The sequence below is a fragment of the Qipengyuania vulgaris genome (genome assembly GCF_009827325.1).
Classification (GTDB): Bacteria; Pseudomonadota; Alphaproteobacteria; order Sphingomonadales; family Sphingomonadaceae; genus Qipengyuania; species Qipengyuania vulgaris.
This window is the reverse complement of the sequence record NZ_WTYC01000008.1, coordinates 62,156-78,396: the sequence shown is the minus strand read 5'-3', so window position 1 is coordinate 78,396 and position 16,241 is coordinate 62,156. Positions and strand designations below refer to the sequence as shown.

The window sequence follows — 16,241 nt, the reverse complement described above, 5'->3', positions numbered from 1 at the left end:
ATCAACTTATTCCTAAAGTTCGTTGGGAAAGGTTTGACAAAAGAAGGCCCTTTAGGTGGGGGTATATTTGGGGGTAATCTGTATAATACGGGGCATTTGTATCTTGAAGTTTCGTAATTTAATTCCTTTATTCGAATCCCTCCTGCTCCGCCACCTTCCTGTTTCCCATGGCCCTTTGCTGGCTTTCTGGCTGCTGCCCTCTGGCCGAGGTCACGTGCGCAGACTTGGGCTGTGACCATTGATTGCAGAAGTATAAAACCTAGATGCCCTTCCATGCGAAATTCGCTTGTCGGAAATGGTAGAACCTTTCGCCCTTGGATAATCGTGCTTGTCGCCATGAACGCATTCCTCCTGACCGCCGTAGCCACGCTGCTTTTCAGCCAATCGGTGGCTACGGCGGAAAACCCCACCGTGACACCGCGCGGGGATCTTGCTGCCGATGAGCGTGCAACAATAGAGCTGTTCCGGAACGCCCGCGAATCCGTAGTCTTCATTTCGACGCGGCAGCGTGTGGCCGATTTCTGGTCCCGCAATGTTTATAGCGTGCCGCGGGGTTCCGGATCGGGTCTGGTTTGGGACGATGCAGGGCATATCCTCACCAATTACCACGTCATCGAAGGTGCTTCGGAAGCTCAGATTCAGCTCGCCGACGGACGCGAATTTTCAGCTTCGCTCGTCGGTGCGAGCCCCGAGCACGATCTTGCGGTCCTTAGAATCGGTGGGGCCGGATTCCGCGCCCCGGGACGTGTTCCGATCGGTACAAGCGAGGACCTTCTGGTCGGGCAAAACGTCTTCGCTATCGGCAATCCTTTCGGCCTCGACTGGACGCTCACCAAAGGAATCGTATCGGCGCTCGACCGGTCTCTCCCCAATGAGGGTGGGCCCGATATCCGCAACCTCATCCAGACCGATGCAGCGATCAACCCGGGAAATTCGGGCGGTCCCCTGCTCGATTCTGCCGGACGGCTGATCGGTATTAACACGGCGATCTACAGTCCTTCGGGCGCGTCGGCAGGGATCGGATTTGCGGTTCCCATCGACACCGTCATGCGCGTGGTGCCGCAGCTGATCGCCGATGGCAGGTATACTCGCCCCACGTTGGGGATCGAAAGCGACGAGAATATCAACGATCGCCTCAAGCGCGCCAGTGGGGTCCAAGGGGTTTTCGTCCTACGGGTGGAACCTGGATCGGTCGCAGCTCGGGCGGGCCTTAGTGCGGCGCAGCGTACTCGCCGCGGCGTCGTGCCGGGCGACATCATCACTGCCCTGAATGGCGAACCCGTCACGCGGGTCGGGGATCTACTGGCGCGGCTCGACGATTTTCGCGTCGGGCAGAGCGTGGAGGTGACACTGCTGCGCGGCGGAGACGAACGTAAGGCCCGACTGGAACTTGAGCCGGGCGGTTAGGGGCGTAGAATGGGTCGGGCTATAAAGACCGACCCAGCTGTGTTGGCGCGGTATCAGGCCGCCTTGTTATCGACCACAAAACTCGGAAACGGACAGGAGGTTTCAAGCCCTGACGCAGACGCGAGATTCTGGCTCACGCCAGAGGCACTCCAGCCATGCTTTTGTTATGACCCAACGAGGTCCATAACTTCGCTGACCGCATCGTAGATCATGTCCAGCTCTTCTTCGCCGATGCAATATGGCGGCATAACGTAGACTGTGTTGCCAAGCGGCCGGAGCAGTACGCCACGTTCCCTGAACATCGCCAGCATCCGGGGCGCGAGATCCGAGAGATAGCCCTCGGCAGCGCCTACATCGAAAGCGGCAATCGTGCCCAGCTGGCGCGGATCGCGTACCGAGTGGTGGGATGCGAGCTTTCCCAGCCTTTTTGCCTGCCATTGGGCCAAGTTAGCGATCCGTTGCTCCACTGGTTCCTCGCGCCAGATCGTAAGGTTCGCATTGGCTGCTGCACATGCGACCGGGTTGGCGGTGTAGCTGGAGGAATGGAAGAACATCTGCCCGCGGTCGGTTCCGTAATGGGCGGCGTATAGCGGCTCGCTGGCCATCGTCACCGCCAGCGGTAACGCGCCCCCGGTAAGCCCCTTGGAGAGGCAGAGTATATCGGGTTCGATACCGGCCTGCTCACATGCCAGCAGCGTGCCGGTCCGGCCCCATCCGGTCATCACTTCGTCAGCGATGAAAAGGGTGCCGTGGACCGCGCAGATGCGGCGCATTTCCGCCAGCGTCTCCGCAGCGTACATCAACATCCCGCCAGCACCGAGTACGAGCGGTTCGACGATGAAGGCTGCGGCGCCGTCGCGGCAGGCAGCCTCTAGCGCATCGATCGCGGCCTGCCCTACGCCTGCATACGGAAACGGGATCGAAGTGACGTCGAACAGGAGTGGCTCGTATGCGCGGTTGAAAGCACCCCGTGCCCCGACCGACATGGTGCCGATCGTGTCGCCGTGATAGCCATTGTCCAGCACCACGATCCGGTGGCGCTCTTCACCGCGGTGGAGCCAATGGCCGAGCGCCATTTTCAGGGCTACTTCCACGCTGGTAGATCCGGAGTCCGAGAAGAACACGCGCGTCAGGCTGGAGGGCATCATCGCGCGCAGACCTGCGGCAAGCTCTTCCGCCGGTTCGTGGGTCCAGCCGGCAAAGATGATCTGGTCGAGCCGCGCCGCTTGCCGTGCGATCGCGGCAGCAATCTTGGGATGCGCATGGCCGTGAGTGGTCACCCACCAGGAGGAGATTGCGTCGATCACCCGCGCACCATCCTCGGTGTGCAGCACGGCGCCCTCGGCATGAGTGACCTTGGGGATCGGCTCGCCCAGCCCATGCTGGGTAAAGGGGTGCCAGATGGACGAGTGGGTCATGCGAATTTCTGAAGGTCAAAATGGGTTAGAAAGGCGGAGGCCAGGCAGTCGCCTATGAGTGGATCGAGCATGGGCAGCCTGCCGAGGCGCGCCACCTTGCCAATAGTGCACACGGTAATCTCGCTATCTTCCTGCGGATCGCCGACGAAAGCCAGGCCGAGGATAGGAACGCCGCGGGCCCGCAAGGCCTCGATCGTCAGCAGGCTGTGGTTGATTGTACCGAGCCCGGTTCGCGCGACGATGATTGCTGGCGCTCCCCATCGGGCGAAGAGATCGGCAAAAAGCAATTCGCGCGTTACCGGGACGAGAGCGCCGCCCGCCCCCTCCACGACCAGAGCACCCTCTACCTGCGGCAGTGCGAGGCGCGCCGGATCGATAGTCAGGCCGTCGATCTCGGCGGCGCGGTGGGGTGAGCAGGGTGTGGAAAGCCGATAAGCCTCGGGCAGGATCCTGGTGTCTGGCACGCCCAGCGCTGCGACGCGGCCGGAATCGCTCCCGTCTTCAAGCCCCGCCTGCACCGGCTTCCAGTAATGCGCTCCGAGCGCTGCAGCGAGCCCGGCGGCGAATACGGTCTTCCCGATATCGGTGTCGGTGCCGGTGACGATGAGTGCGCGGGTCAAAGCAGGTTCTCTAATTCATTGCCGAGCGCGGCAATCGCCGCCTCGTCTGTGTTGAGCGTGATCGAGATGCGCAGCCGTGCGGTCCCCTGGGGTACTGAAGGCTGTCGGATGCCGCGCACGTCGAAGCCGCGTGACTGAAGGGCGGAAGCGAGCGTCATGGCACGCGCATCGTCCCCAACGATGAGCCGTTGGATATGCGTGCCGGTGGATACAATCCCAAGCGGTTCGAGAATCTCGGTAGTCCTTCTGACAAGTTTGCTCAGCCTTTCGCGCCGATCATTTGCTGCTCCCGCCAAGACCAGCGCGCCCCGAACGATTGCAGTCATTAGCGGTGACGGCGCAGTCGAAAAAATGAAGCTGCGCCCGCGATTGACGAGGAAGTCGCGAATAGTCGTAGGAGCGAAAATCAGCGCGCCCTCGCATCCGAGGGCCTTCCCGCAGGTTGCCAGCAGGACAGCATTCTCCTGTCCATGGCACTGCGCAGCCAGTCCGCGCCCCTGCGTCCCGCAGACACCCACCGCGTGCGCCTCGTCGATCAGCAGCATTGCGCCCTCACGTTCGGCAAGCGCAGCGAAGTCCGCGACCGGTGCGGTGTCGCCATCCATGCTGTATAGCGTCTCGAAGGCGATCCACGGTGTACCGCGACTGCCGTTTTCCCGCCAGCGTGCGATCACGGAGGCAGCGGCATCGACGTCATTGTGCGGAAAAGCAATGCGCGAAGCGCGAGACAGCTTCATCCCTTCGTGGGCGCTTGCATGGACCAGCGCGTCGTGGAGGATGAGATCACCTTGCTGTGGCAGGGTAGCGAAAATCAGGCTGTTGGCAGCGAAGCCCGAACCGACGAAAAGCGCCGAATGTGATCCGAATAATTGCGCGGCCTCCGCTTCCAGCGCTTCGTGCTCTTGCGTGTTGCCCCGGAGCAGCCGTGACCCGCCCGAACCCAAGGCCACCCCGCGTAGCAACGCAGCGGCAGCGATTTCCCGAAGCTCTTCCGAGTTCGCAAGCGCCAGATAATCGTTCGAGGAAAAATCCTTCCCCGTCCGCGAGGCGAGCGCCCGGCGGCGGCCGGTCTCATCCAGGCGGGAAAGATCGTCTTGGTAGATGTCTGGTAAAGGCACAATCCGCGCCGCCTAGGCGATGATTTTCAAACAGGAAAGCGTTGCCGCGAAGGCGGCGCGAATTATGCCAGATAGGCCCGGTTCAATGACTTAGAAGCCGGCCGAGACACTCGCCTTGATGGTGCGCGGTGTGCCCTGGAGAAGGGCCGAAGAAAACACATCGAAAGCGCTGGCCCAGTACTGCTCGTTGGCGACGTTATCGACCGACAAACGCAGGGTCACAGGGGTAGTCCCGGCAGCGAAGACATAGCGCGCGCCAAGATCGAAACGGGTCCAGCTGTCAAGCTCCAGCGTATTGGCTGCATCGACCCACTGCGGCCCGGTGTGGACCATGCGCCCGGTCAGGGTCGCGCCCGGTACGAAGCCGAGGTCCCATTCGACATTGGCGTTGGCGGTGTATTCCGGGACGCCCGCGACTTCGTTGCCACCCACAAATTCCGCATCGGTCAGTGCCGCGCCGCCGATCAACCTCAGACCGGGCGCGAGTTCACCATTCGCGGTGAATTCCAGTCCCTGGTGACGCTGAACACCCAGATAGCCGAAGCTGCCATCGGGAAGAATACCCTCGCCCGGTCGCTCCACTGTATAGGCACCGAGTGTCAGGAACATGCCGCCCAAGCCCAGCTTGCCGCCAACCTCGTACTGAACCGACCTGCGCGGCGCCAGCGCTTGGCCCGCATTGGTCACTGGATTCTCAAGATCGTTTGGCGCGATAGGTCCGGACTGCAGTGCCTCGATCCGATTGCCATAGAGCGACAGGCGCTCGAACGGCTTGACCACTATGCCCGCAACCGGTGTGACGGCGCTCTCGTCATAGAAGGGGCCATCGGTGCCGTCGTAATTTATGTTCTCCTGACGGATGGTTTGGAGACGCAAGCCGCCGGTGACAAGAATACGATCCTTCAAAAGGCCGATCGTATCCGAAGCGAAAGCGCTCCACAGCGTAGTGCGCGCGGTAGGGTTTGGATCCTCGACATCTCCACCGACGAAGCCAGTGGAAGAGGGCAGTGGTACTTGCGGGGCGTCGTAGAGATTGGTGTCATAACCGGGCAAGAAGTCGTAGGCGGTGCGGAACACCTGCCAATTGATGTTCCCGCCGAAATTGAATTCATAAGTGACCGCATTACCGAGCTTGACGCGCACGCCGGCCTCGACCGCCTCGTTGTTCGTCGTGGCGGGGACGAACAGCGCCGATCCGGTGGCCTCGCCGGTGACGCTATCGTTGACGGTGATGCCGCCGTAAATCCCCTCTTCAAAGCCGTCGCGTGCACCTGCGCGGGCGTAGAGCAGGGCATTGTCGGCCAGATCGTATTCGAGGTTCAATGTACCGAAGACATCCCGCAATTCGCTATAGGTGAAGTCTTGCGAATAATTCGCGTCGGCCTTGGGAACTTCGGGAATGGTTGCGGTGCCGAGCGTTACCTTCGGACGGAGGCCGTCGACGCGGATTTCCTGATAGGCGAGGTCAAGCACTGCGCGAAACGGTCCGGACGTATAGTCCAGCGCGCCGCCGATTACTGCCGTGCGGCGATCCTCCCGGTCGACCGAAGTTTCGCCGTCGCGATAGGCCCCATTGATACGCAGACCCCACGCCGCATTCGTCCCGAAGCGGCGCGAGATATCGACCGCGCCGCCCAAGCGAGCGCTTTCCTCCGCACTGACGGTCGCGCGGATAAAATCGCGGCGGTCAGCGCGCTTGAGGATCAGATTCACGTTGCCGCCCAGACCCGATCCGCCCGGCGCCGCGCCGTTGAGGAAGGCACTGGCTCCGTTTAGCACTTGGACGCTTCCGAACAGTTCGGGGGCGACAAGCTGGCGCGGGCCGACCCCGTAAAGTCCGTTGAGACCGACATCGTCGCCGAACAGGCTGAAGCCGCGCACAACGAACTGCTCGGCGGCATTGCCGAAGCCGTAGGTGGTGCGGATGGTTGGATCGTTCTCGAGTACATCGCCCAGAGTCTGGGGCTGCTGATTGAGGATCAGGCTTTCGTCATACGACCGGATGGTGAAGGGCAGGTCCTCGGCTGGCTTGTTCCCCAGCACGCCCGCGTTTCCGCCATTGACGACTTCCGTTGCGTTGTCGCGTTGAGCCGTGACCACGATAACCTCCGCGTCGTTCCGTTCCTGAGCCTGCGCGGTGGCCGCCAGCGACATGGCAATTGCGAGTGTGGAAATACGCGTCGTACAATTCATCGGAGGATCTTTCTGGATCAGGTTCGGGATTTGCTGGAAGAGCGGCGGGATAGGGCCGCGAAAATTGTCAGAGGGGCCAGGCCGACAAGCAGCCACGCCAGAATGTCGGGGACACCGTCGCCCGTCAGGCCGAGAACAAGCCCGAGGATGGATGCAATACCGATGACCAGCGGTATGGCGAAGACGCCCATAGCGGTGTGGCCCGGCCGGCTCATTGAAGACCTTTCCGGGTGCCGCCGCTGCGGATTTCCTCGATCCTGCGTTCGATTTGCCCGGGCCGGCGGCGTAGCCAGAGGAGGATTCCCGTCCACAGCACCCAGATCGTCGCGAGCGTAAGCACCGCCCAGAGAAGCTTGAGCGGTAATCCGCCGTAGTCTCCGAAGTGGAGCGGCTTCGACATCATCAGCGCCTGGTTGAGGACCGGCATCGTACGCGCGTCGGTCAGTTCGCCCGTTTCCGCATCGACGAGGGCTGGAGTGAGCAGGTGCTGGGTGACCGGGCGGTCGCCCTGGAAGAAGATCGCGTAGTGATGGCCCGAAGACCATGCCCCACCGGGAAAGCCGATGAACTGCGGGCTGCGTCCGGGAAGTGCCGTCTGCGCCGCCTGCATCGCCTGGTCGATGGAGCCGTATTCTGCAGGCGGAAGGGGCGCCGCACCGTCATAGGCGGCGGTCATCCGAGCAACTTCGCCATCACGCCAACTGTCGGTCAGGGGATCGGCGAAGGCGTTGATTGCCCCGGTCAGACCGACGATTGCCATCCAAGCGAGCGCGACTATCCCGACGAGATTGTGCTGATCGAGACTCTTGAGCCGACCGCTGCGATTGCGCCGGATCGTGCCGAAAGCGATCCTCCGCATAAAGGGCGCGTAGAGCACTACTCCGGAAATCAGCGCGATAACGAATAGCAAGCCCATCACGCCAAGCACCAACATACCCGGAAGGCCGAGGAACATATCCGTATGGAGTTGGAGCAAGAAATCCATCAGCGGGTTTCCCGGTGCGGGACCGAGCGATGCGCCGTTCGTGCGATCCAAGAAGAGCAGCGTCATGTCCTTGCCCGCAGCGTCGGGCATAGGCCCCGTGGTGACCGTCAGCAGAGGGCTGTCCTGGCTGAATGCCATGAACAGCGGCACTTCGCCGGGGCGGTCCTGCAGTGCTCTTTCCAGCATCATGTCGAGGGGCAGGCCGGCTTCTGCCGAGGGCGGTCCCGAAAGGGATTTTTCGGTATCCCCCTCCATCGCCGCGTCGATCTCGTCATGAAAAATCAGCGGAAGTCCGGTCACGCACAGCATGAGCAGGAATGCTGTGGGTATCAGGCTGCTCCACTTGTGAACGAGATACCAGATTCGGATTGCGCGGCGGGACATTTGGCGAGCCGCTACAAAGCCATAGGCAATACGTCAATGAGAATAGTTCTCAATAGCAGTGTTTGGCGATAGCGCCAGTTCCGGCCAGTCTGCCATTAGCGCTTCCCGATTGGGAATTAGCAAGACCATGTTTGAGATTTATCAGTTCCGAAGCGTTCGGCTTCACTGCCGAGAAGTGATTGGTCAATGATGTTTTGGCGCGTTTGAAGGACATCCGGGTTTTGAAACGCAGACTGTTCATGAGGCGCTCACAGCTTATTCGGTTGACCCACCTCACCTCATCGTTTCAGGAGCGAGGATTGATGCAACTCCTCCAGATCAAACCTGTAGCGCCTATTGTTTCAGCTGCCTGGATGACGGCCATATGCGCCGTCGATGCCGCAGCCCAAGAGGAAGAACCGGCGGAAGCCGATCCTCCTGTTGAGGAACGAGTCATCTTGGTGACCGGAACCGGCTTGCCACCCTCTCCGGCATCGCCTGCCTACGACACACTGGAACTGGACCGCGAACAACTGGTCTCCACTGGTTCAGGGCGCATAGAAGATGCCCTTTCCTCGGTTGCCGGATTCCAGCAATTCCGCCGCTCCGACAGCCGATCGTCCAACCCGAGCGCGCAAGGGGCGACGCTGCGTTCACTGGGCGGTAACGCAACCAGCCGTGCGCTGGTCCTCCTCGACGGTGTCCCGATGGCCGATCCCTTTTTCGGTTTCATCCCGTTCAGCGCCATTGCGCCGGAGCGCCTCTCGAATGTCGTGGTCACGCGGGGCGGTGGATCGGGGCCGTTTGGAGCAGGAGCGCTGGCTGGGACGATTGAACTCAACAGTGCAGATCTGGAAATGCTGGGCAGCTACGGCGGCCATCTCTACCTCAATGATCGCGGCGAAACTGAAACTGCGGCACATCTTGCCGGCAGCCTGGGGGAAGGGTTTGGCGTCGTTTCGGGCCGGTGGGACCGAGGCAATGGGTTTTTCACCACTCCGGAGGCTCAACGCGTCGATGCCTCCGCAAGGGCGGAGTACGATAGCTGGTCGGTGCAGGCGCGCGGTGTCGCGCCGGTGTCTGATACGATCGAGCTGCAGGCACGCGGTTTGGTCTACGACGACAGGCGGACCTTGCGGTTCGAAGGCGCCGACAGTTCCAGCAGCGGCCAGGATGCAAGCCTTCGTCTTGTCGGTCGCGGCGAATGGCAGTTCGATGCGCTCGCTTACGTGCAGGCCCGCAATTTCACGAATATCGTCGTAAGTTCGTCCCAGTTCGTTGCCGTGCTCGACCAGCGCAACACGCCATCGACCGGCCTTGGAGGCAAGTTCGAGATCCGCCCGCCCACGGGCGCGAACAATGTGCTGCGCCTTGGAATCGACTATCGGCGCAGCGAAGGCGAGCTCTACGAGACCGCGATCAGTGCCTTTACCGGTGCGGTAAACGAACGCCGCAATGCAGGCGGTACAAATTCCGACCTCGGCATTTTCATCGAAGACGATCTGGTTTTGGGGCAACTAACCCTCACCGCGGGGGCACGGATCGACCGCTATACGATCCGTGACGGCTTCTATACCGCGCGCAATGCTGCGGGTGTCGTTCTTCTCGACGAAACCTATCCCAACCGGGCCGGGTGGGCAGACTCTTTCCGCGGCGGAGCGCTGTTCGATGCAGGCGGCGGCTTGAAGCTGCGTACAGCGGCCTACACCGGGCTTCGCCTCCCCACGCTCAACGAGCTCTACCGTCCGTTCGTGGTCTTTCCTGTCACCACCAATGCCAATGCCGCGCTTGCGAATGAGCGGTTGGAAGGCATTGAGGCAGGCTTTGATTTTTCGCCGAGCGATGCGGTTTCATTCTCGGTGATCGCTTTCGACAACCGGGTGAAAGAAGCGATCGCAAATGTGACGCTCGATGCGGTGACGCGTGAGCGCCAGAATATCGATGGTATCCACGCCCGCGGGGTCGAGGCGAACGCGGGTCTCGACTTTGGACTAATAAGATTCGATGGGTCGATCGCCTATACCGATGCCGAGGCGAAACAGGCGGGAGCTTCCTTCGACGGGAATCGTCCCTCGCAGACTCCTGCTTGGGTCGGCGGCGCTACATTGAGCTACCGAATTGGCGATACGGGCCGAGTCGCCGCGACTGTCCGTCATATAGGCAAGCAATTCGAAGACGATCTCGAAAGCGATCTCTTGCCGGCAGTCACTACGCTAGACGCCTATGTCCAGCTGCCGCTGAGCCGCGATCTCTCATTCGTCATGCGCGGCGAGAACCTGACCGACGAAGAAATCGTGACTCGCAATCAGGGCGGATCGATCGATCTGGGTACGCCCCGGACCATCTGGTTCGGCGTCAAGCTGGGGCGGTAATCGAGGCTGGACGATTGCACCCGCGCACAAGGCCGATATGATCCCGGCGCAAGCGAGGAGAGATAATCGAAATGGATGCGAAACAGGAACTGGCGGCCCGGCACGAAGCAGTGCAGCGCGATCCCGAAGGCTATTGGCTGCAGGAAGCGAGGCGCCTCGACTGGGACAGTTTCCCGACCAAGGCGGACAGAAGTTCCTTCGATCAAGCCGATTTCGGCATCCGCTGGTTCGAAGATGGCGAGCTCAACGTTTCGGTCAACTGCCTCGATCGACATCTGGATACGAGCGGCGACCGGACTGCGATCGTCTTCGAGGGGGACGAACCGGGCGAAGGCTACAGCCTTTCCTATCGCCAAGTGTACGAGGAAACCTGCCGCTTCGCCAATGCGCTGAAGCAATGCGGGGTCGGGAAGGGCGACCGTGTCGCGATCTACATGCCGATGATCCCCGAAGCCGCTTTTGCCATGATGGCCTGCGCGCGGATAGGTGCGATCCATTCGGTGGTCTTCGGCGGCTTTTCGCCAGACAGCCTTGCCGACCGTATCCAGGATTGCGGCGCCAAGCTGCTCGTTACCGCCGATGAGGGCGTGCGCGGGGGGAAGCGCATTCCGCTGAAAGCCAATGCGGATAAGGCGCTTGCGAAGGCCCCGTGCGAAGCCGTCATCATGGTTCGGCGCACGGGCGGCGAAGTGAACTTTGTCGAGGGCCGCGATCGCTGGTGGCACGATTTGCGTGCCTCGGTCCCAGCCGAATGTCTGCCGGAACGCATGAACGCCGAAGATCCGCTATTTATCCTTTATACCAGTGGTTCTACCGGCAAACCCAAGGGCGTGATGCACACCACGGGCGGCTACCTGCTATGGGTTGCCGCGACTTTCGACATGCTGTTCGGCGCTAAGGAAGACGATGTCTTCTGGTGCACCGCCGATGTGGGCTGGGTGACGGGACACAGCTACGTCGTCTACGGCCCACTCGCCAACGGCGCGACGACGGTGATGTTCGACGGTGTGCCGAGCTATCCCGATTTTGGACGTTTCTGGGAAACCTCGAACAGGCTCGGCGTCACGATCTTTTACACTGCGCCGACTGCCATTCGGGCACTGATGCGTGAGGGCAAAGACTGGGTGCAGCGGCATGACCGTTCGCAGTTGCGGTTGCTCGGTACGGTTGGCGAACCGATCAATCCGGAGGCGTGGAACTGGTATCATGATGTCGTCGGGGAAGGGCGCTGCGAGATTGTCGATACCTGGTGGCAGACCGAAACCGGCGGGGCGCTGATTGCGCCGGTCCCGGGGGTAACGAAAACCAAGCCCGGCAGCGCCACCAAACCGCTGCCCGGTGTCTTCCCGGCGCTGGTCGACAATGAGGGCGCGCTGCTCGAAGGTTCCACCGAGGGCAATCTCGTCCTCACCCAGAGTTGGCCAGGCCAGATGCGGGGCGTATGGGGCGACCCCAATAGATTTTTCCAGACCTACTTCACGACTTACCCGGGGCGTTACTTCACCGGCGACGGCTGCCGCCGCGACGAAGATGACTATTACTGGATAACCGGCCGCGTCGACGATGTGATCAACGTGTCCGGCCACCGCATGGGAACCGCGGAAGTGGAAAGCGCTCTGGTCGCCCATCCCAAAGTGGCTGAGGCGGCAGTCGTCGGGATGCCGCACGATGTGAAGGGACAAGGTATCTACGCTTTCGTCACCCTAAATGCAGGTGAGCCCGAGAGTGAGGATTTGCGGCAGGAGCTTCGCCAGTTCGTGCGCACCGAGATCGGTCCGATCGCATCGCCTGACGCCATCCAGTTTGCATCCGCCCTGCCCAAGACCCGCAGCGGCAAGATCATGCGCCGCATCCTGCGCAAGATAGCGGAAGGCGAATCCGACAAGGTCGGCGACACCTCGACGCTGGCCGAGCCGGCGGTGGTCGAAGCGCTGATCGCAGGAGCCGTCGCCGGCTGAATGAGGGAAGTGGCGGAGACGGAGTCCGCCTAACAATTGACCGCCAACTCTCGCACCGTCCCGCCAAAGTCGCAATAATCTAAGGCTTTAGGGGTTTGTATCGATCAGCGTCGTTCGCATGAGACCGCTGATAACCGTTGCAGATGTCCTAAAACCGGCTTACGGTTAGCGCATCTATTAGGGCAACGGAGCCAATCGAATGCCGCGCCAGCTACACAATGCGCTCACCGCTGTGACCGTTAGGAACGCCAAGCCGGGGATCGGTGAGAGCGGAAAGGAATACGTCAAACGCTATGCGGACGGCGGTGGCCTTTACCTCCAGGTCAAGCCGGGAGGCGCACGGAGCTGGGTTTATCGCGGGACCGTTGCGGGTAAGGTGCGCTATGTTGGATTAGGTAGCGCTGCCGGTGCTGGCGCGCTGTCACTAGCCGATGCGCGCGAGGCAGCACGGGAAAAGGCAAAAGATGCGGCGGCTGGCATTGTGCCGGTCTCCGATCGACGCAAGCGCCAGCGCGAAGCTAAAGCGGCGGAGCAATCGGCTCGCATATTTGGCACAACCTTTCGAGACGCGGCGGAGAGCTACCTATCCTTGAATGAGGATGGTTGGAAAAACGACAAGCACCGCAAGCAATGGCGCTCCACTTTGGAGGCTTACGCCTATCCGCACTTTGGCGATCTGCCAGTTGGAGAAGTGGCCACAGAGCACCTTATGGCGGCGCTTAAGCCGATCTGGAGTGAAAAGCCGGAAACCGCCAATCGGGTGCGCGGGCGGGTGGAGCGAATACTGGACGCTGCAAAGGTTGAGGGCTTGCGCGAGGGCGAAAACCCGGCGCGCTGGAGGGGCCACTTGGACAACGTGCTCCCCAAGCCCACTAAGGCCAAGAGGCGGCGCAATGAGCGGCTGGGCCGATCAGGCCACCATGCCGCAATGCCTTATGGTGGCGTTCCTGCGTTCATGGCCAAGCTGGCAGAGCGCGATGGCATCGCCGCAATGGCGCTGGAGTTTACTATCCTGACCGCTTCACGAACTGGAGAGACGATCGGCGCAACTTGGCGGGAGGTCGATCTGGAGGCAGCAATCTGGACTATTCCTGCCAGCCGCATGAAAGCAGAGGCAGAGCACACCGTCCCGCTATCACCCCGCGCTGTCGACTTGCTGCGCAAGGTCCAGCCGCTTGCCGCTGCGAAAGGCGAGATTGCAGACCGCCCGCTATTCCCCGCTGGCCACGGCGGGAGCCTATCCAACATGGCAATGCTTATGCAGCTTCGCAGGATGACTAAAGGCATCACGGTGCACGGCTTCCGCTCCAGCTTTCGGGATTGGGCGGCGGAGAGTACGGGCTTTTCCCATGAGGTTTGCGAGATGGCGCTGGCCCATACCATCGGAAATAAGGCGGAGGCGGCATACCGGCGCGGTGCGCTAATGCCCAAGCGCCGCAAGCTCATGGATGCATGGGCGGACTATTGCGACGGAAAGGGCGCGGCTGGTGACACCACAAACAACGTGACGCCTATTCGCAGGGGTGAGCTTTGAAACATTGCGTTTTCTGGGTTTGACAAAAATGCAGCCCGCCTCACGAGATTGAAAAACCCTCCATAGGGTAATCCCCAGCACAAAATACCAACTACCTTCCGATCCGACGGAAGCGGCATTATTGTTCACGACGTGTTCCAGAGCGCCCGGACAATCTCGGGCGGGACACGGAAAGGAAGACTAATGTCTTATTTGCGTGAAGTGACCGATGTAAAGCCTGTGCTGTGCAGTGTAACCGATGCCGCCCGTTGCTTGGGTATCGGCAAGACTAAAGCTTACGATTTAATCTCTGAAGGCTTGCTCGAAACAATTTCCATTGGCTCGCGGCGGCTGGTCAAGGTGGCCAGCATTCACCGCCTAGTAGAAGCCCCTAACATCGGCGAGGCAGCGTGACATGGTGGGCCGGACATACGGGCCAAGGGCCGGGCATGTAAAAGGCCCTGTCTCGATTGCAGTCGAAGACAGGGCCGGAATTGTCGAAGCTCCTAAGCTGACAATTCCGCATACCCTCACCATTAAAGCAGGGCAAACGATTCCTTCCCTCAGCCGTCTTCGTTTTGGCGAGGGCTTGGTATTGCGATCGCAAGGGGGTGGCGAATGACTGGCCGCTCATTAAGGCGCGCTATCGACGCCCATTGCCGTGACTGCGGGGCCTGTGACGCGGGAGCGAACTGGCGTGAGCATGTCTCGTGCTGTCCGGCTCTGTCGTGTGATCTATGGCCTGTGCGGCCATTGTCACGATCCGCGCCAGCATGGATTGCCAGCCGGGAACCGGGCGATTTGCCGAGAGGCTGGTGCAAGCTCCCATTTGAGGATGCGTTGTCTGAACTGCGGACAGCACACTCTAGTGGCTCACATGACGCCGAGAGGTTGTCATGTGGCGCGAGGCTGGAGCAGAGCGGGGCGAAGGCGCTAAAACGCTCTCAAACGTCTGCAAGCGGCTGTGTAGCTGTCATGGAGGGTCGCAATCCATGATCATCTTCGAGCACTCCTATCGCGGCCAAGTTTGGAAGTTCCAACTGGCCGAATGGAACGGACAGCAGCGTCTCAACCTCTGGCCTTGGTATGATCCCGGCGATGGTGGCAAGCTGAGGCCGGGAAAAGGCGGTTTCGTGCTCCCCTTCGATAGATTGCCCGAATTGATCGAAGCACTGCAATCGTTGGAGCGCGGCGACGGCTGATCATACAGCCAAAAACAGCGGGGGCGGTGAAACACACGCCCTCGCCATACCGTTCGTCACCGTTCACTTGAAAAACAAGACAGGCCGTCATTGATGCCAAGCGCTAGACGCGCGGCAAGCCGCGTAAATAGGGGAAATTTACGGGAGGGTGACGACAACGGGGCGAAACGGTGCGCCAAGTTTTTAAAACCCGTAAAAAACGGCAAAATAACGGGCGGTTGCGGAGCTAACTCCCCAACTGGCACGGGCCTTGCTATTTTACATATACCTCTAGGGTATGCGTCCCCTCCCTCTCCAGCGCCCCCGTTTCAGCATGGCGGAGCACGAAATAGCGCCAGCCGCACAAGCGATGGATTGACCCTCACACAAGTAAAGAAACTGGCAAACGCTGCTGACAAAGCAATCGCGGTCGGACGCCCGCTAAACCGCCATATCTGTGTGCACTGGGAAGCGGCTGGCCTGTCCGATCGGGAAGCAATGGCAGCCACAACGGCATTCCTGAAATACTTGCGCGAATGGCTGCGAGGTCAAACCGCCTACCTCTGGACGCGAGAGAACGGAGGCGGAAAAGGCTCCCATGTGCACATTCTGGCGCACATACCGGACGCCAAAAGAATGAGCGGCGCACTTTCGCGGCGCTGGGTGCAGCGGTGCACAATCCGCACATATCGCGCGGGTGCGATCTTTAGCAGGAAGATAGCGGGAGCGGGCCAGCCGGACGGGGCGCTCTATGCGCAGAACCTTTCCAAGGTCCTGGCCTACGTCCTGAAGGGCGCGAGGCCGGAAGCTGCGGCTTCACTTGGCATAGCGCAAGAGCATGGCGGAGAGGTAATTGGCAAGCGGTGCGGGACAAGCCGCAACATTGCGGTTTAGCACCAAGGCTCGCGTCGCCCGCTTCACGTGCGCCCGAAACGTCGAGAGTTTTTGGACGCCTTAACGCGCGAGCGCGTACCTTTAGAAGGCGTGACACCCGCACTGGAGCATAGGGTTTCGGGACCAATACGCGCGGGCGCGCGAGGCTTGGGGCATCTGTGGAAGCTATGTCTGCTTTGTAATTCAGGAAAGGGGAAAAGCTGCCCTACCGCTAACGAC

The 16,241-nt window shown here is 60.8% G+C and carries 13 protein-coding genes; 7 read left to right on the top strand and 6 right to left on the bottom strand.

The features are described 5' to 3' along the window. Positions 1–336: 336 nt before the first annotated feature. Positions 337–1,407 (top strand): S1C family serine protease, encoded by a 1,071-nt coding sequence (locus GRI69_RS13320; RefSeq protein WP_237453116.1) that lies wholly within the window; start codon positions 337–339, stop codon positions 1,405–1,407. A 164-nt stretch (positions 1,408–1,571) separates the two neighbouring features. On the opposite strand, the gene GRI69_RS13315 is transcribed toward GRI69_RS13320, so the two are convergent. The 6 genes from GRI69_RS13315 to GRI69_RS13290 form a co-directional block, all read right to left on the bottom strand. Then, positions 1,572–2,825 carry an adenosylmethionine--8-amino-7-oxononanoate transaminase gene (locus GRI69_RS13315; protein WP_160728766.1) on the bottom strand — a complete coding sequence of 418 codons (1,254 nt, stop codon included), beginning with the start codon at positions 2,823–2,825 and terminating at the stop codon, positions 1,572–1,574. Next, positions 2,822–3,445 (bottom strand): dethiobiotin synthase, encoded by a 624-nt coding sequence (gene bioD / locus GRI69_RS13310; protein ID WP_160728765.1) that lies wholly within the window; start codon positions 3,443–3,445, stop codon positions 2,822–2,824. Before bioD ends, GRI69_RS13315 begins: the two co-directional genes overlap by 4 nt. Continuing rightward, a complete protein-coding gene (locus tag GRI69_RS13305) occupies positions 3,442–4,563 on the bottom strand; it encodes an aminotransferase class I/II-fold pyridoxal phosphate-dependent enzyme (protein ID WP_160728764.1) in 1,122 nt (373 codons plus the stop codon). The genes bioD and GRI69_RS13305 overlap by 4 nt, the downstream gene beginning before the upstream one ends. Positions 4,564–4,653: 90 nt before the next feature. Then, positions 4,654–6,756 carry a TonB-dependent receptor gene (locus GRI69_RS13300; protein WP_160728763.1) on the bottom strand — a complete coding sequence of 701 codons (2,103 nt, stop codon included), beginning with the start codon at positions 6,754–6,756 and terminating at the stop codon, positions 4,654–4,656. A gap of 17 nt (positions 6,757–6,773) precedes the next feature. Continuing rightward, positions 6,774–6,971 (bottom strand): hypothetical protein, encoded by a 198-nt coding sequence (locus GRI69_RS13295; protein ID WP_160728762.1) that lies wholly within the window; start codon positions 6,969–6,971, stop codon positions 6,774–6,776. Further along, positions 6,968–8,125, bottom strand: coding sequence for a PepSY-associated TM helix domain-containing protein (locus GRI69_RS13290; protein WP_160728761.1), 1,158 nt, complete (start codon positions 8,123–8,125; stop codon positions 6,968–6,970). The genes GRI69_RS13295 and GRI69_RS13290 overlap by 4 nt, the downstream gene beginning before the upstream one ends. A 302-nt stretch (positions 8,126–8,427) precedes the next feature. Here GRI69_RS13290 and GRI69_RS13285 point away from each other — a divergent pair, with 302 nt between their 5' ends. From GRI69_RS13285 to GRI69_RS13260, 6 genes are all read left to right on the top strand, one after another. Beyond that, complete coding sequence (locus tag GRI69_RS13285) at positions 8,428–10,476, top strand: TonB-dependent receptor plug domain-containing protein (RefSeq protein WP_237453115.1); 2,049 nt, start codon at positions 8,428–8,430, stop codon at positions 10,474–10,476. Positions 10,477–10,547: 71 nt separating this feature from the next. Beyond that, positions 10,548–12,434, top strand: a complete 1,887-nt coding sequence (gene acs, locus GRI69_RS13280) for an acetate--CoA ligase (RefSeq protein WP_160728760.1) — start codon at positions 10,548–10,550, stop codon at positions 12,432–12,434. Positions 12,435–12,633: 199 nt separating this feature from the next. Next, positions 12,634–13,968: a tyrosine-type recombinase/integrase gene (locus GRI69_RS13275; RefSeq protein ID WP_160728759.1), complete on the top strand. Its 1,335-nt coding sequence runs from the start codon at positions 12,634–12,636 to the stop codon at positions 13,966–13,968. 183 nt (positions 13,969–14,151) lie between these two features. Further along, positions 14,152–14,361 carry a helix-turn-helix domain-containing protein gene (locus GRI69_RS13270; protein ID WP_160728758.1) on the top strand — a complete coding sequence of 70 codons (210 nt, stop codon included), beginning with the start codon at positions 14,152–14,154 and terminating at the stop codon, positions 14,359–14,361. A 578-nt stretch (positions 14,362–14,939) separates the two neighbouring features. Beyond that, complete coding sequence (locus GRI69_RS13265) at positions 14,940–15,149, top strand: PC4/YdbC family ssDNA-binding protein (protein ID WP_160728757.1); 210 nt, start codon at positions 14,940–14,942, stop codon at positions 15,147–15,149. 354 nt (positions 15,150–15,503) lie between these two features. Next, positions 15,504–16,022 (top strand): hypothetical protein, encoded by a 519-nt coding sequence (locus GRI69_RS13260; protein ID WP_160728756.1) that lies wholly within the window; start codon positions 15,504–15,506, stop codon positions 16,020–16,022. Positions 16,023–16,241 lie beyond the last annotated feature (219 nt).